Source organism: Limnohabitans sp. Rim28 (assembly GCF_000293865.2).
Lineage (GTDB): Bacteria > Pseudomonadota > Gammaproteobacteria > Burkholderiales > Burkholderiaceae_C > Limnohabitans_A.
Genome location: NZ_ALKN02000001.1, coordinates 261939 through 280978, shown reverse-complemented (window position 1 = coordinate 280978; position 19040 = coordinate 261939). Strand labels below are relative to the sequence as shown.

Here is a 19040-nt window from a genome sequence, read left to right as displayed (position 1 = left end):
TCAGAACATGTCCAAAACTGCGCCCTTGCTGGCACTGGAGGCGTTGAAAGCAAATTTGGCTTGTACGCCGCGGGTGTAACGCGGGGCAGGGGCTTTCCAGCCTTCGCGTCGCTTGGCCAGTTCGGCCTCGGGCACGTTCAGTTCCAAAAGCAGCTTGTGCGCGTCGATGGTGATGCTGTCGCCCTCATTCACAAAGGCGATGTTGCCGCCCGCTGCTGCTTCGGGCGCCACGTGACCGACCACCATCCCCCATGTGCCACCCGAGAAGCGGCCATCGGTGATCAGACCGACCGTTTCGCCAAGGCCCGCGCCGATCAGGGCACCTGTTGGGGCCAGCATTTCGGGCATGCCAGGGCCCCCTTTGGGGCCGAGGTAACGCAACACCATGACATCGCCCGCCACGATTTTTCCGGCCAAAATGGCTTCGAGGGCTGATTGCTCATCGTCAAACACGCGGGCAGGGCCGGTAATGACCGGATTTTTCAGGCCCGTGATCTTGGCCACAGCGCCTTCAGGCGACAGGTTGCCCTTCAAGATGGCCAAGTGGCCTTGCTTGTACATGGCTTTTTCGATGGTGTGGATGACGGTGTCATTCGGCGGCGCGTCAGGCACATCCTTCAGAACTTCTGCAATGGTTTGACCCGTGATGGTGATGCAGTCACCGTGCAGCAGACCGGCATTGAGCAAAATCTTCATCACTTGAGGGATGCCGCCTGCGACGTGCAAGTCAACCGCCAAAGCCTTGCCGCTGGGCTTGAGGTCACACAAAACAGGGGTGCGCTGACGGATGCGCTCGAAGTCGTCGATGCTCCACTCCACGCCCGCACAGTGGGCAATGGCCAAGAAGTGCAGCACCGCGTTGGTGGAACCACCCGTGGCCATGATCACGGCAACCGCGTTTTCAATCGATTTGCGTGTGACGATGTCTTTGGGCTTGATGCCTTTTTGAATGGCTTGCACCAAGACTTTGGCCGACTCTTTGGCAGAGTGAACTTTTTCTTCGTGCACGTTGGCCATGGTTGAAGAGTAGGGCAAAGAAATGCCCAAAGCTTCAAAAGCAGAAGACATGGTGTTGGCCGTGTACATGCCGCCACAAGAGCCCGTACCCGGGATGGCGCGCTTTTCGATTTCTTTCAAATCAAAGTCGCTCATTTTGCCGGCGGCGTTTTCGCCCACCGCTTCAAACACGCTCACAATGTTCAGGTCTTTGCCTTGGTAGCGTCCGGGCAGAATAGTGCCGCCATAAACGTAGATGGCAGGCACATTGGCGCGCAGCATGCCCATCAGGCCGCCTGGCATGTTCTTGTCGCAACCACCGACGACCAAAACACCGTCCATCCACTGGCCTTGCACGCAAGTTTCGACGCAGTCAGCGATGACTTCGCGGGAAACGAGTGAGTACTTCATGCCCTCGGTGCCCATGGCCATGCCGTCGGAAATGGTGGGGGTGCCGAAGATTTGGGCATTGCCGCCCGCCTCTTCGATGCCTTCGACCGCCGCATCGGCCAGTTTTTGCAAGCCGCTGTTGCACGGCGTGATGGTGCTGTGGCCGTTGGCAACGCCCACCATGGGCTTGACGAAATCGCCTTCTTCGTAACCCATGGCGTAGTACATCGAGCGGTTGGGGGCGCGTGATTTGCCCGCGGTGATGTTGGCGCTGCGTTCGTTGATGGGTTTGATCGGAATGATTTTGTCGGTCATGGTGGCGTCTCTTCGGGAAAGAAAAAAATTTGTCACATTCTAGCGGTCAGTCTCAAACCCAAGCCGCTTGACCACGGCATTTGACCCGGGCCATTCAGGACTTCTTGACGGTGCACAATCCGAGCATGCTGATCCACCCACAAATCGATCCTGTCGCCTTGCAACTGGGGCCCTTGGCCATCCATTGGTATGGCCTGACCTATTTGGCCGCATTTGGTCTTTTTTACTGGCTGGGCACCCGGCGCCTAGGGCATCTGCCTTTCTCGAACTTGCCGCAATGGCAAAAAAGAGATGTGGAAGACATCTTGTTCTTGGGCGTGCTGGGTGTCGTCCTGGGGGGGCGCGTGGGCTATTGCTTGTTTTACAAACCGGCGTATTACTTGTCTAACCCGCTCGAAATTTTCGCCATTTGGCAGGGCGGCATGAGTTTTCATGGTGGCTTGCTGGGCGTGATGCTGGCCATGGTCTGGTTTGCCCGCACCCGACAGCGTCCGTTTTTGCAGGTCATGGACTTCGTCGCGCCTTGTGTGCCCACGGGGCTGGCCGCTGGGCGCATTGGCAACTTCATGAATGGTGAACTTTGGGGCCGCGTGGCCGATCCGTCCTTGCCTTGGGGCATGGTGTTCCGAGGGGCGGGTGATTTGCCGCGCCACCCCTCGCAGCTGTACCAAATTGCGCTGGAAGGCCTGTTGCTGTTTGTGTTGCTGTGGTGGTTTGCCCGCAAAGACCGCCCTATGGGGCAGGTTTCGGGTGCTTTTTTGCTCGGTTACGGATGCTTCCGGTTTGTGGCCGAGTTTTTCAGAGAACCTGATGCGCACCTGGGCTTGCTTTCCTTGGGGATGAGCATGGGCCAGTGGCTGTGCGTGCCCATGATGCTCGCGGGCTTGTATTTCCTTTTTAAGTCTACGAAGGTAACCAGATAAAGCTTTGTTGTTCAAGATTTTTTCTGTGGTTTTGCATTCAATTCGCCACCACTTTATGATTCGGCACCCATAACTAGGAGACTATTCATGACAGATCAGTTCAAAACACCTCAACGCAGAGATTTCATCAAGACCATCGCCGCCATGTCTGGTGCTCTGCCTGTGTGGGCTCAAGCCCAGGGCGCTTGGCCGACCAAGCCGATCAACATGATTGTTCCTTTTCCTGCAGGCGGGGGCACCGACGCCTTTGCACGCCCGATGTCTGCCGCATTTGCCAAGCTGACCGGTCGTCAAATGATCATTGACAACCGCGGTGGCGCTGGCGGTACTTTGGGCGCTGGCATCGCTGCCAAAGCGACACCTGACGGGTACAACTACTTCATGGGGGCCGTGCACCACACCATCGCACCCAGCATGTACCCACGCCTGGATTACGACCTGGAACGCGATCTGATTCCCTTGATTCAAGTGGCGGCTGTGCCTCAGGTTTTGGTGGTCAACCCCAAGAAAATCACCTCGCCAGATTTCAAATCCTTCTTGGAAATGCTCAAAAAGAACCCCGGCCGTTTGAACTACGGTTCTGCGGGTGGCGGCACATCGCACCATTTGGCCGGTGAGTTGTTCAAGCTTCAAACCAAGACCTTCATCACCCACATTCCATACCGTGGCGCAGGCCCCGCCTTGCAAGACCTGATTGCGGGCAACGTGGACATGATGTTCGATGGACTCGGTTCCTCGGCTGCTCACATCAAGGGTGGGCGCATCAAGGCTTTGATGGTCTCTGGCACCAAGCGCAATCCTGCTTTCCCGGATGTGCCTTGCTCGACCGAGCTGGGCTTGCCCGACTACACCGTCTCCACTTGGTATGGCGTATGGGCGCCCAAAGGCACCACCCCAGATGCCCAGGCCAAAGCGATCGAAGAGTTCCGCCGTGCCTGCCAGACCGACGAAGCCAAAGCCGTGTGGGCCAACCAAGGCGCTGAATTTCCCAACCTCACGGGCGCGCAGTTCGAAGCTTTCATCAAGAAAGAGTTGGCCAAGTGGTCCCAAGTGGTGAAGGCCTCGGGCGCCAAACTCGATTGAGCCTTGGGCTGATTTTTCCGGGCCTGTGATCAGGCCCTTTTTCTCGTTTGATTTTTGCCACCATGACCCAAAACAACCTGTTTGCGGCCCTCAGGGCTGCTTTTCCATCCGATCTGTCAAGTGTGGCGGTTCAAACCGACGATGGTCTGGAATACAGTTGGCACGATTTGGATCGCGCTACGGCCATGATGGCCAATTTGCTGGCATCGCTGGATTTGCCCGAAGGCAGTCGGGTGGCCGTGCAGGTCGAAAAATCGGTGGAAGCCTTGATTTTGTATTTGGCCACCTTGCGTGCGGGTTATGTGTTCTTGCCCTTGAACACCGCTTACCAAAGCGCTGAAATCGAGTATTTCATTGGCAATGCTGAGCCTGCCGTGGTGGTGTGCAGTGGTGCCAACTTTGGCTGGGTCAACAAGATCGCCTTCAAGGCCGGTACGCAGCATGTCTTCACCCTGAATGAAGACCGAAGCGGTAGCTTGCTGGACCGCGCAGCCCTGCAAAGTGACCGTCACACCCCGGTGCAACGCCGTGCAGACGATCTGGCCGCCATTTTGTACACCAGCGGCACAACCGGCCGCAGCAAGGGCGCCATGCTCACGCACGGCAACATGCTGAGCAACGCGCTGACACTCAAGGACTACTGGGGCTGGACGGCGACCGGAGGGCCTACAGGCCAAGGCGATGTGCTCATCCATGCCTTGCCCATCTTCCATGTGCATGGTTTGTTTGTGGCCATTCATGGCGCACTGATCAATGGCAGCAAGATGATCTGGATGGCCAAGTTCGATCCCAAGCGAGCCATTGGCTTCATGGGCCAAGCCACCGTGTTCATGGGCGTGCCCACGCTGTATGTCCGCATGTTGGCTGAACCTTCCTTGACCCCAGCGGCTGTTCGCAACATGCGTTTGTTTGTGGCCGGGTCGGCGCCCTTGTTGATTGAGACGTTCACCGAATGGCAGCAGCGCACAGGCCACACCATTGTGGAGCGCTACGGCATGAGCGAAACCGCCATGTTGACCTCCAACCCCTATGCGGCAGACAAGCGCTACGCCAAACAGTCTGAGCGGCGCGGCGGCACCGTAGGCTTTCCCTTGCCAGGTATTGACTTGAGGGTGCAGGGGGATGACGGGAAAAAGCTGCCCGTGGGAGAGATCGGTGCCATTCAGGTCAAGGGCCCGAACGTCTTCAAAGGCTACTGGCGCATGCCCGAAAAGACCGCCGAAGAATTTACGCCAGACGGCTTTTTCAAGACCGGTGACGTGGGCAAAGTGGACGAGCGCGGCTATGTGACCATTGTGGGTCGCAGCAAAGACCTGATCATCAGCGGTGGTTACAACGTGTATCCGGCCGAGATTGAGGGCTACATCAATGACATGAAGGGTGTGGCTGAAAGCGCTGTGATTGGCGTGCCGCACCCTGACTTTGGGGAGGTGGGGGTGGCGGTGATCACGCTCAAGCCGGGCGCATCCGTGCAACCTGAATCCGTCCTGGCCGAACTCAAGGCCAAGCTGGCGAATTTCAAGATCCCCAAACGCTGCTTCGTGGTGCCCGAGTTGCCCCGCAACACCATGGGCAAGGTGCAAAAAAACCTCTTGCGTGATCAACACAAGGGTCTTTTCGCCTCCTGATACCGGTCATCTTTGCCTGAGCGTCCCGCCACCTCAGCGAAGCACCAAAACGGGGATGTGAGAATGGGTCAGCACTTGTTGTGTTTCACTCCCTAACAACAAGCGTTTGATGCCCTTGCGGCCGTGTGAGGCCATCACGATCAAATCCGCGTGCTGCTTTTTGGCAGCGGCAATGATGGCGTCCGACACCACATCGGACTTGACCACCAGCGATTTGATGGGGACGCCTTTGGCTTTGGCCGATTTTTCTACAGTGGCCAATTGGGCCTGGGCGGCCTCTGCCCATTGCTTTTCAACGCGCGACACTTCCTCTGCAGACAGGGGAATGCTGCCCTCGAAGTAGGCCTGTGGGTAGCGTGGGACCACTTTGAGCGCGATCAACTCCGCTGCGCAGGTGGATGCCAATTGCATGGCACTGGCCACGGCTTTTTTCGACAATGTCGATCCGTCAGTGGCGACAAGGATGCGTTCGTACATGTTTGGCTCCTGGTGTGAAAAGAAAACCCAGCATAAAAGAGCCGCAAACGCAGCGGCTTGATGCACATCAAGCTTTGAATGGGTCGGCTGGCGTATCTTTGAAACATGACACAAGTCAATGTTTTTTCGAACGTTCCTGCGCACGGTTCTGAGCCAAAGGGTGTTCTGCGCGCCCATTCAACGCCGAATGCAGATACAGCGGCAGCTGCCGATACCGATACCGCTGCTCGTTTGCAATTGCTGGACAGGCCAGAGGAGTGGGCTGCATTCAGTATTCCGAATCCAAGGGGTTCGGCGTGCTGGACGTCCAGTGTCGTGTTGGAGGGCATGCATTGCGCAGCATGTGCGATCACACTGGAAGATGCCTTGCGAGCCGTGCCCGGCGTGCAGTCGGCACAAATCAGCGGTGCCAGTCACCGGGGGCAAATTGTGTGGTCTGCTGAGCAGACCCGTCCGTCTGAGTGGATGCGCTCGGTGGAGCGCTATGGTTATAAAGCCTTGCCTGCCAACGATGCCCATGCCCACACGCTGCGGCGCGACGAGTCACGGCGCATGGTTTGGCGTTGGTCCGTGTCGGCAATGTGCATGATGCAAGTCATGATGTACGCGACCCCGGCGTACCTGAGTGATCCGGGTGACATTGCCCCCGAGTCCATGCACCTGCTGCGTTGGGCGTCTTGGGTCTTGTCTTTGCCAGTGATTTTTTTCTCTTGCGCCCCGTTTTTTAGAAATGCTTGGCGTGACTTGCGCGAGCGACACATCAGCATGGATTTGCCCGTGGCCTTGGGGCTGGTGGTGACCTTTGTGGTGAGCACCTTGGGCACGTTTGAGCCGCAAGGACTCTTTGGTGCAGAGGTTTTTTTCGACTCCTTCACCATGTTTGTTTTCTTTTTGCTAACGGGGCGTTGGCTGGAGTTGCGCATGCGCGACCGCACCGCGGGCGCCTTGGAGGCCGTGTTGAACCGACTGCCCGAAAGCGTTCGCAAGCGTCAGCCTGATGGCAGCTGGGTGCTGTTGTCGGTGCGTCGTCTGCAAGTGGGTGATGTGATCGAAGTCTTGCCGGGTGAAGCCTTTGCCGCGGATGGCTTGGTGCTGAGCGGCTTGGCCCAAGTCGACGAAGCCTTGCTGACCGGCGAGTCCCGGCCATTGGCCCGAAAAGTGGGTGACCGCGTGATCGCTGGCAGCCACAACCTGAGCGGTACCCTGCAGGTGCAGATCGAGCAAATTGGCACGTCCACGCGCTATGCGCAAATCGTGGCCTTGATGGAAAGTGCGGCCGTGTCAAAACCGGCCATGGCCTTGCTGGTGGACCGTTGGGCCAAACCTTTTTTGCTGGCCGTCATGTTGGCGGCGCTGGGTGCTGCCGCTTACTGGTGGCCCAGTGACCCGGCCCATGCCGTCATGGTGGGGGTGGCGGTGTTGATCGTGACCTGTCCTTGCGCCCTGTCGCTGGCCACGCCTGCAGCCATGTTGGCCACGGCTGGGGCTCTGGCCCGCAGCGGCGTTTTGGTGCGAAGGCTCAGCGCTTTGCAAAATCTGGCGGCCATTGACACCGTGATTTTTGACAAAACCGGCACCCTGACGCGTGACGCCTTCGAAGTGGTGCGCATCCACACCCGAGAGGGTGTGTGTGAAGCGCGGGCCTTGGATTTGGCGGGCGCTTTGGCGCGTCACTCTTTGCACCCCGTGTCTCGGGCGCTGTGGTCCAAGGCCCGGCGGCAAGCCGAAGCCCAGGGCCGATTGCCTGATCTCGAAGCGCTGACGATGCACAACGTGGATGAACCAGCAGGGCAGGGCGTGCAAGGCGCTTTGCGTGGCCCAGCACAAGAAGACACGCTGTTGCGCTTGGGTTCTGCCGCTTTTTGCGACGCGCCGCTTCGCGCCGGTCACCGCTTGCAGGTCAGTCTGGCCGATGCATCAGGTTGGATGGCCAGCTTTGAGCTGGCCGAAGAAGTCAGGCCCGAGGCTGCGCGTGTGGTGCGTCGGTTGAGCGAGATGGGGCTGCGCTTGAAAGTGTTGTCTGGCGATGGCCCAGCGGCAGTGACCCAAGTGGCGCAAGCGGTGGGCATCTCGGATGCGCAAGGCAGTTGCAGTCCACAACACAAACTGCAAGCGCTGCAGGGCTTGCAAGCCCAAGGTCACAAAGTGGCCATGGTGGGCGATGGCTTGAACGACGGCCCGGTACTGGCCGGGGCCGATGTGTCCTTTGCCCTGGGTCAAGCCGTTCCATTGGCGCAGTCCAAATCAGACTTTGTGCTGATGGGTGGGCAACTCGAGGTGCTGGTCAGCACCTTGCAGCGCAGTCGCCAGACGATGCGCATCGTTCGGCAAAACCTCTGGTGGTCGGCCATTTACAACGCTGCATGTGTGCCGCTGGCTGTTGTGGGTTGGTTGCCCGCGTGGGCGGCGGGTTTGGGCATGGCACTCAGTTCACTGGGGGTTGTGCTCAATGCGCTGCGCCTGTCCAAGGCATTGCCCGAGGTGTTGACGACACCGGATTCAGCCCATCCATCTCATTGAGAAAACAGCATGGACATCTTGTATTTGTTGATCCCTTTGTCGGTGGCCTTGGTGTTTTTCATCTTGGCGGGCTTGTGGTGGGCGATCTACCGCGGTCAATTTGAGGACATGGAAGCCGAAGGCGAACGAATTTTGCGGGACGATTGATTTCGATCAAGTCTTGCCAATGTGCGTCCGTGCACACTCGGTTCGAAGATTTTAAAAACAAGAGGTGAAAATGAAATTTGCCAATATGCAGGCGACGTCTTACAACGACAAAGTTGTCAGGCAGTTCGCCATCATGACGGTGGTCTGGGGTGTGGTGGGCATGCTGGTGGGCGTGATCATCGCGGCCCAGCTGACCTGGCCGGAACTCAACTTTGGCATTTCCTGGCTCAGCTATGGACGCTTACGCCCACTGCACACCAATGCGGTGATTTTTGCGTTCGGTGGTTGCGGCTTGTTTGCCGCAGCCTATTACGTGGTGCAGCGCACCTGCAATGTGCGGCTGATCAGTGACCCACTGGCGGCTTTCACGTTCTGGGGCTGGCAATTGGTGATTGTGTTGGCCGCCATTTCCTTGCCTCTGGGTTTCACCAGCGGCAAAGAATACGCTGAATTGGAGTGGCCGATCGACATTCTGATCACCTTGGTCTGGGTGGCGTTTGCTGTGGTGTTTTTTGGCACCATCGGCACACGCAAGGTGCGGCACATCTATGTGGCCAACTGGTTTTTTGGGGCCTTCATCATCGCCGTGGCATTGCTGCACATCGTCAACAGTGCGGCTTTGCCTGTGGGCATGATGAAGTCGTACTCGGCCTACGCGGGTGTGCAAGACGCCATGGTGCAGTGGTGGTACGGCCACAACGCGGTGGGCTTCTTTTTGACGGCGGGCTTCTTGGGCATGATGTATTACTTCATCCCCAAGCAGGCCGAGCGCCCTGTGTATTCGTACCGCCTGTCGATCGTGCACTTTTGGGCGCTGATCTTCACCTACATGTGGGCAGGCCCCCACCACCTGCATTACACCGCCTTGCCCGATTGGACGCAGTCCATTGGCATGGTCTTTTCTTTGATTTTGTTGGCGCCCAGCTGGGGCGGCATGATCAACGGCATCATGACTTTGTCGGGCGCTTGGCACAAACTGCGTGACGACCCGATTTTGCGGTTCTTGATTGTGTCTCTGTCTTTCTACGGCATGTCGACTTTTGAAGGCCCGATGATGTCCATCAAGACCGTCAACGCCCTGAGCCACTACACCGACTGGACCGTGGGCCATGTGCATTCGGGTGCTTTGGGTTGGGTGGGCTTGGTCACGATGGGCTCGATGTACTACCTGATTCCCCGCCTGTTTGGTCAAAAGCAGATGTACAGCGTCAAGGCGATTGAGGTTCACTTCTGGACCGCCACCATCGGCATCGTGATTTACATCGCAGCGATGTGGATTGCCGGGGTGATGCAAGGCCTGATGTGGCGTGCCATCAACACCGACGGCACCTTGACCTACACCTTTGTGGAATCGGTCAAAGCCACTTATCCGTTCTATGTCCTGCGTTTGCTCGGTGGCTTGTTGTACTTCGGCGGCATGCTGATCATGCTCTGGAACACCATCATGACCGTGACCCAAGGCCGCTCGGTGGAAGTCCGAATCCCCACACTGGCCCCTGCACACGCTTGAGGAGAAATAAAACATGGCTCAAAACCCCAAATCAGGCGGCCTGTCGCATGAAAAAGTCGAGACCAACAACTTCCTGATGATCGTGCTGATCTTGGTGGTCCTGTTGGTGGGCGGCATGGTTGAAATCTTGCCCCTGTTCTTCCAAAAATCCACCACCGAGCCGGTGCCTGGCCTCAAGCCCTACACCGCCTTGCAAGTGGTGGGGCGCGATGTGTATGTGCGCGAAGGCTGCTACAACTGCCACTCGCAGATGATCCGGCCTTTCCGAGCCGAAACACTGCGTTATGGCCCTTACTCGCTGGCCGGTGAGTTTGTGTATGACCGACCCTTTCAGTGGGGTTCTAAGCGAACTGGCCCCGATCTGGCCCGTGTGGGCGGCCGCTACAGCGACGAGTGGCACCGCATTCACCTGACCAATCCACGTGATCTGGTGCCCGAGTCCAACATGCCCGCCTACCCGTGGCTTGAGAAAACACCTGCCAGTGCAGCCTCGATCCAAGCCCACATGAACGGCTTGCGCACCTTGGGTGCGCCCTACAGCGATGACGAAATCGCCAAAGCACCTGAAGCGGTGAAAGATAAGACCGAGCTGGATGCCGTCATCGCCTACCTCCAGGTGCTGGGCACCCACCGTAAATAAGGAATGGTCATGGACATCAACACCGTGCGCTCCGTTGTGACCTTGCTCGCTTTTTGCTGCTTTGTTGGCATCGTGCTGTGGGCCTGGTCAGGCCGTCACCAATCTGATTTTGACGAGGCGGCACAACTGCCCTTTCGCCAAAACGACTGAAGTGTCCTCACGCCATCTCATAAAACCAAGGAATTTCCATGAGTGACTTTGTCAGCCATTTCTGGCACTGGTATGTGGCCGGTATCACGCTGGTCAGCATCATGGCCTGTTTGCTCTTGCTGTGGTTCAGCGGCAAGGCCAAGGCCATGACGGCCAACGACAACACCACCGGCCATGTTTGGGACGGTGACCTGCGAGAAATGAACAACCCGCTGCCCCGTTGGTGGGTGGGCTTGTTCATCATCACCATCATCTTTGCATTGGTGTACTTGGCCATGTACCCCGGTGTGGGCACATGGGCAGGCAAGTTTGGTTGGTCTTCAGCAGGTCAGTACGAGGCCGAGGTGGCCAAAGGCAATGCCGATGTGGCGCCGATTTACACCAAGTTTTCGGGCATGCCGCCAGAAGAGGTGTCCAAGGATCCGCAGGCGATGGCCATCGGCGACCGACTTTTCATGAACAACTGCGCTCAGTGCCATGGCTCTGACGCACGCGGCAGTAAAGGCTTTCCCAACTTGGCCGATGGTGACTGGCTGTATGGCGGCACGCCCGATGCGATCAAAGCGACCTTGGTCCAAGGCCGTGCCGGCAACATGCCGCCCATGGCCGCAGCCCTGGGCACACCCGATGATGTGCGCAATGTGGCGCATTACGTTTTGAGCCTGTCCCAAAGCCCGCACGACTCACTGCGTGCTTCTCTGGGCAAGTCCAAGTTCGGGGTTTGTGCTGCATGCCACGGCATGGACGGCAAGGGCAATCAAGCCGTGGGCGCCCCCAACTTGACCGATGACATTTGGTTGCACGGCTGGGGGGAAAGCGCCATTGTGAACATCATCAACAAGGGCAAAGTCAACCTCATGCCGGCGCAGGTTGACAAGCTGAGCGAGGCGCAAATCCATGTGTTGGCCTCGTACGTATGGGGTTTGTCCAATAACGCTGTGGCCAAAGTTGCCAAGTGATGACCCCTGTCGCCTCTAGCCTTGCCCGCTGTAAAAACTGATCCAAGGTCTGCACGTTGTCTACTTCCGATGAACGCTCCTCGCGCAGCGTGATCCCCATCACGCCTTTGCCAGCCGAAGGCGAGATGGTGTCCTTGTACCAGGCGCATCAAAAAATCTACCCCCGCAGCGTGCAAGGCATGTTCGCGCGCTGGCGATGGTTCACGGTTTTCATCACCCAGTTGCTTTTTTATGGTTTGCCATGGCTGGAATGGGGGCAGCGTCAGGCGGTTTTGTTTGATTTGGGTGCGCGTCGGTTTTATATTTTTGGCTGGGTGTTCTACCCGCAGGACTTCATTTACTTGACGGCTCTGCTGGTCATTTCAGCGCTGTCGCTTTTCTTGTTCACGGCTGTGGCGGGGCGTTTGTGGTGCGGCTTTGCTTGCCCACAAACGGTTTACAGCGAAATCTTCATGTGGGTCGAACGGAAATTCGAAGGTGACCGCTCAGCGCGTTTGCGTTTGGATGCCGCACCCATGAGCATCAACAAGCTTTCTCGCAAAAGCGGTAAACAAATCGTTTGGCTGTTGTTGTCATTGTGGACAGGTTTCAGCTTCGTGGGTTACTTCACACCCATTCGCGAGCTGACTCATGCTGTCTTGTCGCTGGGTTTGGGTCCTTGGGAAATTTTCTGGATCCTGTTTTACAGCTTGGCCACTTACGGCAATGCGGGTTTCATGCGAGAGCAAGTCTGCAAATACATGTGCCCCTATGCGCGCTTTCAAAGCGCCATGTTCGACAAAGACACTTTGATCGTCACCTATGACGAAGCGCGTGGTGAGCCACGGGGTGCACGCTCCAAACAGGCAGACCTGAAAACCCTGGGGCTGGGTGCTTGTGTGGACTGCACCTTGTGCGTGCAGGTTTGTCCCACGGGCATCGACATCCGCAAAGGCCTGCAGTACGAATGCATTGGATGTGGCGCTTGTGTGGATGTGTGCGACACGGTCATGGACAAAGTGGGTTATCCGCGAGGTTTGGTCAAGTTTTCGACGCAAAATGCGCTCGACCAGGGCTGGGCTTGGGGGCAGATGGTTCGGCGAATTTTTCGGCCCCGTGTGCTCATTTACACGGCGATCCTTTGGGCCATCATCCTGGGCGTTGGCGCGTCCTTGTGGCTGCGTCTGCCGTTCAAGGTGGACATTGAGCGCGACCGCGCCACTTTGGCCCGAGTGGTTTCGGGTGGGCAAATCGAAAACGTCTACCGACTCCAAATCATGAATGCTTCTGAGCAGCCACTGATGTTTAACCTCGATGTGGCTGGATTGAGCGGCCTGCGCTTGGTCACAGAACCGCAGGTGCAAGTGGCGGCAACCGAATCGCGCTGGGTCTCTGTCCGTTTGCAATTGCCCTATGAAGCTGCGTCAGCAGGCTCACACCCGATTGATTTCCGCATCCAAGCCCGTTGGCCAAATGGGCATGAGGTCGGTCTATTGCACGAAAAAACGGTGTTTTTGGTGCCCCGTTGAACGAACTGATTCTTTTGGAAAGACAAGCATGAGCAATGCACTGAAGAGCCCTCAAGATGGACTGCCATGGTGGCGATTTGGCCTCGTCTGGATGGTGTTGGCAGGCCCAGCGGTGGTGGTGGTGGCGGGTTTTGCCACGCTTTATATCGCCGTGACCCATCCTGATCCAGTGATCACGGTGACACCGCGGACCGCCATTCAAGAACGCCAAGGCATCACCCATGCGCCCGCCATGCAAGGGCGAAACCATGCTGCGACGGGTGAGTTGCCGGTGCCTGCCGATTCGGCATCAGCGCCCAACAAACCTTAAAGCCCAGCCGCTCAAAGCCTCAGCCTTGCTTGAGTCTTTCAGTGGCAAGTGTTGTGGTTGACCAAACGCTGAAGGCCATCGCTGTCCAGAATTCGGACGTGGCGTTGTTTCACCTCGACCAAGCCGTCTTCGACAAATTTCGAGAAAGTACGGCTGACGGTTTCAAGCTTCAGGCCCAAGTAGCTTCCGATTTCTTCACGGGTCATGCGCAGCACCAATTCAGACTGCGAGAAACCCCGTGCATGGAGGCGTTGTACCAAGTTCAACAAAAAAGCAGCCAAGCGTTCTTCGGCACGCATGCTGCCCAAAAGCAGCATCACCCCGTGTTCGCGCACGATTTCACGGCTCATGATTTTGTGCACATGGTGTTGAAGTGCGGTCACCTCGCGTGAGATTTCTTCGATCCGGTCAAAAGGCATCACGCAAACTTCAGCGTCTTCCAGTGCCACAGCATCACAGGTGTGAAGGTCGTTCACGATGCCATCCAGGCCGATGATCTCGCCTGCCATCTGAAAACCTGTGACCTGGTCGCGTCCGTCTTCGGTGGCCAGGCAGGTTTTGAAAAATCCGGTGCGAATGGCGTACAAAGAAGTGAACTTGTCGCCATTGGTGAACAAGGTGGTGCCTCGTTTGACTTTTCGCCGAATGGCGACCAAGTCGTCAAGTCGGTTCAGGTCATGGTCGTTCAGGCCCATGGGCATGCACAACTCTCTCAAGTTGCAGTTGGAACAGGCGACTTTGATGGCTTGTGGATTCATGGTTTTATGCAATGTAAAAAAATGAATTTGCTCTGGATCAAGTCTTGAGCTTAAGGCCAAAAATTGACGGATGTTCAGTCTGTACCCGATATGGACCGGAAATCATTGAAAACCGGTAGCTTGTTTGATCTGGGTCAATACAGGGGCGTGGCCTGACAGGCAAAGTCACCACATTCTTTGGAACATGTTTTACCAGGGGCAGAACCATGTCCGTCATTTCGCCTGAATTGTTGACACGTTTTGATGTGTCAGGCCCGCGCTACACCTCTTACCCCACTGCAGACCGATTTGTGGAAGCCTTTGGCGAGGCCGATTACATCCAGGTTTTGCACCAACGCCAGTCCTGCCGTGTGGGTCAGCAGCCGCCTTTGTCCTTGTACGTGCACATCCCGTTTTGTGAGTCGCTGTGCTACTACTGTGCTTGCAACAAAATCATCACCCAACACAAAGACCGGGCGGCCACGTACTTGCGGTACCTCACGAAAGAGGTGATCCTGCACAGCCAACATCTGGGACAGGGTCAGCCGGTGAGCCAATTGCACCTGGGTGGGGGCACGCCCACCTTCATGAGCGACGAAGAACTGGGCCAACTCATGGCCATGTTGCGGGCGCACTTCACCTTTGTCCCTGGCGGTGAATACTCGGTTGAAGTCGATCCGCGCACCGTGGATGAGGGGCGTCTGGCGGTGCTGGCCGCGTTGGGCTTTAACCGCCTGAGTTTTGGCGTTCAGGACTTTGACCCTGCCGTGCAAAAAGCCGTGCACCGAATCCAACCAACCGAGCAAGTCTTTCAGCTGATTGAAGCTTCTCGCCGCTTGGGTTTTGAATCAGTCAATGTGGACCTGATTTACGGTTTGCCCATGCAAACGACGGCTTCATTTGACCGTACTTTGGAACAAATCAAACGTCTCAGGCCTGACCGCATTGCCCTGTATGCCTACGCGCATCTACCGGATCGTTTCAAGCCGCAACGGCGCATCCACGCGGAGGACCTGCCCTCTGGCAGCACCAAGGTGGCCATGCTGGCGCGCGCGCTCGATGCACTGACCGAGGCTGGCTACGTCTATATCGGCATGGACCACTTTGCCTTGCCCGATGATCCACTGGCGGTGGCCAAACGGCAGGGTCGCTTGCACCGAAATTTTCAGGGTTACAGCACGCAAGCCGACAGCGATTTGATCGCTCTGGGTGTGTCCTCCATTGGACGCGTCGGAGCCACTTACAGCCAAAATGCCAAGACCATGGACGAGTATGTCGACGCGCTCGACCAGGGCCGTTTCCCTGTGGTCAGGGGTTTGGCGCTGTCACGCGACGACCTGATTCGCCGCTCGGTCATCATGGCCTTGATGTGTCAGGGGCATCTCCAGTTTGAATCCATCGATTTGGCGTGGATGGTGGATTTCAAAACATCGTTTGCCAAAGAGTTGCTCCTCCTTGAAGACCTGCAGGCCCAAGACTTGGTTCAACTGAGCGAGACGGGCATTCAGGTCACGCCCACCGGGTGGTTCTTTGTGCGGGGTGTGGCCATGGTGTTTGACCGTTACGTCCAAGCCGATCAAAGTCGCCATCGGTTTTCCAAAATCATTTGAACCCTTATGCTGGCTTGTACAAGCAACAGGGGGACCGCTGACAAACTTCAGCTTGAACAACCAGTGAATTCACCGTGCAAAGTTCTTTGGCCATCACGGCTTTGATGATGGGTGTCTTGGGCGGGCCGCATTGCGTGGCCATGTGCGGTGCTGCCTGTGCGGGTTTGGGCCAGGCGGCGGGGGAGCGGCGGTCGCAAGCCCTGCTGGCGTTTCAGTGGGGTCGTGTGCTGGGCTATGCGCTCATGGGCGCCTTGGCTGCCGCCAGTGTTCAGGGCTTGGGGTGGTTGACCACACAATCGGCTGCCATTCGCCCGATCTGGACTTTGTTGCACCTGTCCGCCTTGGTGCTTGGTCTGTGGCTCATGTTTCAGGCGCGCCAACCTGTGTGGCTGGATGCTGCGGCGCGCCGTTTGTGGGCGCGAGTTCGCACATTCAACACGCGCTATGGCAGGGCAGCTCCCTGGGTCGTGGGTGGTCTTTGGGCCTTGATGCCTTGTGGTTTGCTGTATTCGGCACTGATGGTGGCCGCCTTGACCGCCCAGCCGCTAGAAGGTGCAGCCACCATGGCCTTGTTTGCCTTGGGCAGCAGCATCAGCCTGTGGGCCGGGCCGTGGTTGTTATTGCGCATGCAATCGCTGGGCGATGGCGCTTGGGGCATCCGCACCGCGGGATTGGCCCTGGCCGGCGTGTCCGGCTGGGCCTTGTGGATGGGGCTGGTGCATGACCAAGCCCCTTGGTGCATCACTTGATGAGACGCATGGCCAACCCAGCCGTCAAGCAGCACTCATGCCTTTGTTGAACATGTACACCGCAAGAAACACCAAGAAAAAAGAAAACACCCTTTTCAACTTCTTCACCGGTAATCGATGTGCCGCTCTGGCACCGAAAGGGGCCGTCACAACGCTGAAGCACGCAATGACCACCATGCCAGGTAGCCAGATATAGCCAAGTGACCAGGCTGGCAGATTCTCCAATTTCATGCCGCTGATGACAAAGCCGGTGACATTCGCAAGTGCAATGGGAAATCCCAATGCAGCGCTGGTGCCTATGGCGTTGTGTATGGCCACGTTGCACCAGGTCATCAAAGGCACACTCACGAAAGCCCCCCCAGCACCAACCAAGCCAGACAGCAGCCCGATCAGACCACCCATGCCCAATTGACCCGCGAAACCCGGCATTTGACGTGATGGCTTTGGTTTTTTATCCAAATACATTTGAAAGGCAGAAAAAGAGACAAACAGGCCAAACAAAATGGCCAATGTGGCGCCTTTGACGGCTACAAAAATCCAGAGGCTGGCCATGGCACTTCCCAGCACAATGCCAGGTGCTAAACCTTTGACCAAGTCCCATCGCACAGCGCCCAACTTTTGGTGGGTCCTCACGCTAGAGACCGATGTGAACAAAATGGTCGACATGGACGTCACAATGGCCATTTTGATGGACAGGTCTTCAGCGACGCCCATGTTGCCGAGTAAGAAACTCAACACTGGAACCATCATCAAACCACCGCCCAAACCCAGCAAGCCAGCCATGAACCCAACAACCGTGCCTGTCAGGGCCAGTTCTAAAAAGATTTGAGCTTCCATGGGTTTAGGCCAATCCGAGTTTCTGTGCCATGCCAATGCGTTGCAATTTACCGGTAGCCCCTTTGGGAATTTCTTCCATCAGCAAAACTTTGCGTGGCACTTTGAAATCGGCCAAACGTGTGGCCGTGTATTCGCGGAGTTCTTTTTCAGTGGCCGACATGCCCTCGCGCAGGACCACGGCAGCGCCGACTTCCTCGCCCAGCTTCTCATGAGGGATGCCAAAGCAAACGACCTGTGCCACAGCAGGATGGTCCATCAAGACTTCATCGACTTCGCGTGGGCTGATTTTTTCTCCACCGCGGTTGATGATTTCTTTGAGCCTGCCTGTAATGCTCACATAACCCTGTGCATCCAAGACGCCTTGGTCGCCTGTTCTGAACCATCCATGGGTGAAGGCTTCCGCGTTGGCTTTGTCGTTGTTCTCATAGCCAGGCGTGACGTTGCTGCCGCGGATCACAATTTCGCCAGTGCTCCCTACTGGCAATAAATCACCCTCTGCACTCATGATGGCAATTTCGGGGCCTGCAGCCAAGCCGACGGTGCCAGGTTTTCTTTGTCCAGGCGGCAGCGGATTGCAAGCCATCTGGTGAGCCGCCTCGGTCATGCCATAAGCTTCAATCACTGGCGCATTGAAGGTGGCTTCCAGCTCTGCCAAAACCTGCGGCGGTAACGAAGAAGATGATGAACGAATGAATCGAAGTGGCACCCTTGAAATGATTTCTTTGTTGTTGGCCGATCTGGACAAAATAGCTTGGTGCATGGTGGGCACTGCGGTGTACCAAGTGGGCTTGACTTCGTCCATTTGGCTGAAGAACTTCAAGGCATTGAAGCCACTGGTGCAAAAGACTTCCCCGCCTTGAGAAAGCGGAGCCAAGATGCCGGCAATCAGGCCGTGAATGTGGAAGAGGGGCATGACATTCAAGCCCCGATCGGAACTGGTGAAGCGTGTGCTTTGGGCAATGTTTTGCGCTGAAGCAGTGACGTTGCGGTGTGTCAGTGGAACAATTTTGGGGCGCGAGGTGGTTCCTGATGTGTGCAGTACCAGAGCCACGTCGTCAGGCTGAGCTTGACCAGGATGCTGCGCCGCCTTTTGCGAGAGGCCATTCATGTTCAGCGTGAAAGAGCCAGCGCCCACAGTCGGCGTGGGTTCTAGTTCAATGAGTGCGATGCCCATTTTGGCGGCGACTGCCACTGCAGGGCTGTTCGAACCTTTTTCAACGACCAAGGCTTTGGCGTTCAAGTCATTCAGATAAAACTCGAATTCATCGGCACGGTAGCTGGGGTTGAGGGGCGCTGACGTGCAGCAACAGGCCACAGTCACAAAACTGGCCGCCATTTCTGCGCTGTTGGGCAAAACGAGAGCCACACGATCGTTCCTGCCAATACCAACTTGGTTGAACTCTTTTTGCACATAGTTAATCAGTTTCCTTAATGCTGAATAACTCATGGGCGCACTGTTTGCAGCCGTCAAACAAACAGATTTGTCATTACCAAAAGCCAATAGATCGATGAGGTTTTTCATGGGTTAAAGATAAAAAAGTGTTTTTGAAC

18 protein-coding genes are annotated in these 19040 nt (G+C 56.7%); 13 read left to right on the top strand and 5 right to left on the bottom strand.

Going from position 1 to position 19040, the window contains the following annotated elements:
• On the bottom strand, positions 1-1701 hold the full coding sequence (gene ilvD / locus B472_RS01275; RefSeq protein ID WP_019428017.1) for a dihydroxy-acid dehydratase: 1701 nt from the start codon (positions 1699-1701) through the stop codon (positions 1-3).
• A gap of 125 nt (positions 1702-1826) precedes the next feature.
• On the opposite strand from ilvD, the gene lgt reads away from it, so the two are divergent.
• The 3 genes from lgt (at position 1827) to B472_RS01260 (ending at position 5335) form a co-directional block, all read left to right on the top strand.
• The gene (lgt, locus tag B472_RS01270) at positions 1827-2624 is read left to right on the top strand and encodes a prolipoprotein diacylglyceryl transferase (RefSeq protein WP_026039743.1); all 798 of its coding nucleotides are present in this window, start codon (positions 1827-1829) and stop codon (positions 2622-2624) included.
• Positions 2625-2711: 87 nt separating this feature from the next.
• The gene (locus B472_RS01265; protein WP_019428015.1) at positions 2712-3707 is read left to right on the top strand and encodes a tripartite tricarboxylate transporter substrate binding protein; all 996 of its coding nucleotides are present in this window, start codon (positions 2712-2714) and stop codon (positions 3705-3707) included.
• Between the two features lie 62 nt (positions 3708-3769).
• Positions 3770-5335: a malonyl-CoA synthase gene (locus tag B472_RS01260; RefSeq protein WP_026039742.1), complete on the top strand. Its 1566-nt coding sequence runs from the start codon at positions 3770-3772 to the stop codon at positions 5333-5335.
• Positions 5336-5368: 33 nt separating this feature from the next.
• Here B472_RS01260 and B472_RS01255 read toward each other — a convergent pair whose 3' ends face one another.
• Positions 5369-5812 carry a universal stress protein gene (locus B472_RS01255; protein ID WP_019428013.1) on the bottom strand — a complete coding sequence of 148 codons (444 nt, stop codon included), beginning with the start codon at positions 5810-5812 and terminating at the stop codon, positions 5369-5371.
• A 105-nt stretch (positions 5813-5917) separates the two neighbouring features.
• Between B472_RS01255 and B472_RS01250 the strand changes: the two genes are divergently transcribed.
• The 8 genes from B472_RS01250 to B472_RS01215 all read left to right on the top strand — a co-directional run bounded on the left by B472_RS01250 (position 5918) and on the right by B472_RS01215 (position 13556).
• Positions 5918-8332, top strand: coding sequence for a cation-translocating P-type ATPase (locus B472_RS01250; protein WP_081504988.1), 2415 nt, complete (start codon positions 5918-5920; stop codon positions 8330-8332).
• Positions 8333-8341: 9 nt separating this feature from the next.
• The gene (ccoS, locus tag B472_RS01245; RefSeq protein ID WP_019428011.1) at positions 8342-8479 is read left to right on the top strand and encodes a cbb3-type cytochrome oxidase assembly protein CcoS; all 138 of its coding nucleotides are present in this window, start codon (positions 8342-8344) and stop codon (positions 8477-8479) included.
• A gap of 70 nt (positions 8480-8549) precedes the next feature.
• The gene (gene ccoN, locus B472_RS01240; protein WP_019428010.1) at positions 8550-9989 is read left to right on the top strand and encodes a cytochrome-c oxidase, cbb3-type subunit I; all 1440 of its coding nucleotides are present in this window, start codon (positions 8550-8552) and stop codon (positions 9987-9989) included.
• A 13-nt stretch (positions 9990-10002) separates the two neighbouring features.
• Positions 10003-10629, top strand: a complete 627-nt coding sequence (gene ccoO / locus B472_RS01235; protein ID WP_019428009.1) for a cytochrome-c oxidase, cbb3-type subunit II — start codon at positions 10003-10005, stop codon at positions 10627-10629.
• A 9-nt stretch (positions 10630-10638) separates the two neighbouring features.
• Positions 10639-10779: a cbb3-type cytochrome c oxidase subunit 3 gene (locus B472_RS01230; RefSeq protein ID WP_026039741.1), complete on the top strand. Its 141-nt coding sequence runs from the start codon at positions 10639-10641 to the stop codon at positions 10777-10779.
• Between the two features lie 38 nt (positions 10780-10817).
• Positions 10818-11738, top strand: coding sequence for a cytochrome-c oxidase, cbb3-type subunit III (gene ccoP / locus B472_RS01225; protein WP_019428007.1), 921 nt, complete (start codon positions 10818-10820; stop codon positions 11736-11738).
• 125 nt (positions 11739-11863) lie between these two features.
• Positions 11864-13246, top strand: coding sequence for a cytochrome c oxidase accessory protein CcoG (ccoG, locus tag B472_RS01220; protein WP_081504998.1), 1383 nt, complete (start codon positions 11864-11866; stop codon positions 13244-13246).
• Between the two features lie 28 nt (positions 13247-13274).
• The gene (locus B472_RS01215) at positions 13275-13556 is read left to right on the top strand and encodes a hypothetical protein (RefSeq protein ID WP_019428005.1); all 282 of its coding nucleotides are present in this window, start codon (positions 13275-13277) and stop codon (positions 13554-13556) included.
• A 38-nt stretch (positions 13557-13594) separates the two neighbouring features.
• Here B472_RS01215 and fnr read toward each other — a convergent pair whose 3' ends face one another.
• Positions 13595-14314: a fumarate/nitrate reduction transcriptional regulator Fnr gene (fnr, locus tag B472_RS01210; RefSeq protein WP_019428004.1), complete on the bottom strand. Its 720-nt coding sequence runs from the start codon at positions 14312-14314 to the stop codon at positions 13595-13597.
• A 206-nt stretch (positions 14315-14520) separates the two neighbouring features.
• Between fnr and hemN the strand changes: the two genes are divergently transcribed.
• Positions 14521-15903, top strand: a complete 1383-nt coding sequence (gene hemN / locus B472_RS01205; protein ID WP_019428003.1) for an oxygen-independent coproporphyrinogen III oxidase — start codon at positions 14521-14523, stop codon at positions 15901-15903.
• A 74-nt stretch (positions 15904-15977) separates the two neighbouring features.
• A complete protein-coding gene (locus B472_RS01200; RefSeq protein WP_019428002.1) occupies positions 15978-16652 on the top strand; it encodes a sulfite exporter TauE/SafE family protein in 675 nt (224 codons plus the stop codon).
• Between the two features lie 24 nt (positions 16653-16676).
• On the opposite strand, the gene B472_RS01195 is transcribed toward B472_RS01200, so the two are convergent.
• Positions 16677-17489, bottom strand: a complete 813-nt coding sequence (locus B472_RS01195; protein ID WP_019428001.1) for a sulfite exporter TauE/SafE family protein — start codon at positions 17487-17489, stop codon at positions 16677-16679.
• Positions 17490-17493: 4 nt separating this feature from the next.
• Positions 17494-19011, bottom strand: coding sequence for an acyl--CoA ligase (locus tag B472_RS01190; RefSeq protein ID WP_019428000.1), 1518 nt, complete (start codon positions 19009-19011; stop codon positions 17494-17496).
• Positions 19012-19040 lie beyond the last annotated feature (29 nt).

What these genes read in the sequence shown, in the direction of transcription:
- ccoP (WP_019428007.1), top strand. Translation starts at nt 10,818, where the DNA reads ATGAGTGACTTTGTCAGCCATTTCTGGCACTGGTATGTGGCCGGTATC.
- ccoN (WP_019428010.1), top strand. Translation starts at nt 8,550, where the DNA reads ATGAAATTTGCCAATATGCAGGCGACGTCTTACAACGACAAAGTTGTC.
- B472_RS01230 (WP_026039741.1), top strand. Translation starts at nt 10,639, where the DNA reads ATGGACATCAACACCGTGCGCTCCGTTGTGACCTTGCTCGCTTTTTGC.
- hemN (WP_019428003.1), top strand. Translation starts at nt 14,521, where the DNA reads ATGTCCGTCATTTCGCCTGAATTGTTGACACGTTTTGATGTGTCAGGC.
- B472_RS01255 (WP_019428013.1), bottom strand. Translation starts at nt 5,812, where the DNA reads ATGTACGAACGCATCCTTGTCGCCACTGACGGATCGACATTGTCGAAA.
- ccoS (WP_019428011.1), top strand. Translation starts at nt 8,342, where the DNA reads ATGGACATCTTGTATTTGTTGATCCCTTTGTCGGTGGCCTTGGTGTTT.
- ccoG (WP_081504998.1), top strand. Translation starts at nt 11,864, where the DNA reads ATGGTGTCCTTGTACCAGGCGCATCAAAAAATCTACCCCCGCAGCGTG.
- fnr (WP_019428004.1), bottom strand. Translation starts at nt 14,314, where the DNA reads ATGAATCCACAAGCCATCAAAGTCGCCTGTTCCAACTGCAACTTGAGA.
- B472_RS01195 (WP_019428001.1), bottom strand. Translation starts at nt 17,489, where the DNA reads ATGGAAGCTCAAATCTTTTTAGAACTGGCCCTGACAGGCACGGTTGTT.
- B472_RS01215 (WP_019428005.1), top strand. Translation starts at nt 13,275, where the DNA reads ATGAGCAATGCACTGAAGAGCCCTCAAGATGGACTGCCATGGTGGCGA.
- B472_RS01265 (WP_019428015.1), top strand. Translation starts at nt 2,712, where the DNA reads ATGACAGATCAGTTCAAAACACCTCAACGCAGAGATTTCATCAAGACC.
- B472_RS01250 (WP_081504988.1), top strand. Translation starts at nt 5,918, where the DNA reads ATGACACAAGTCAATGTTTTTTCGAACGTTCCTGCGCACGGTTCTGAG.
- lgt (WP_026039743.1), top strand. Translation starts at nt 1,827, where the DNA reads ATGCTGATCCACCCACAAATCGATCCTGTCGCCTTGCAACTGGGGCCC.
- ilvD (WP_019428017.1), bottom strand. Translation starts at nt 1,701, where the DNA reads ATGACCGACAAAATCATTCCGATCAAACCCATCAACGAACGCAGCGCC.
- B472_RS01260 (WP_026039742.1), top strand. Translation starts at nt 3,770, where the DNA reads ATGACCCAAAACAACCTGTTTGCGGCCCTCAGGGCTGCTTTTCCATCC.
- B472_RS01190 (WP_019428000.1), bottom strand. Translation starts at nt 19,011, where the DNA reads ATGAAAAACCTCATCGATCTATTGGCTTTTGGTAATGACAAATCTGTT.
- ccoO (WP_019428009.1), top strand. Translation starts at nt 10,003, where the DNA reads ATGGCTCAAAACCCCAAATCAGGCGGCCTGTCGCATGAAAAAGTCGAG.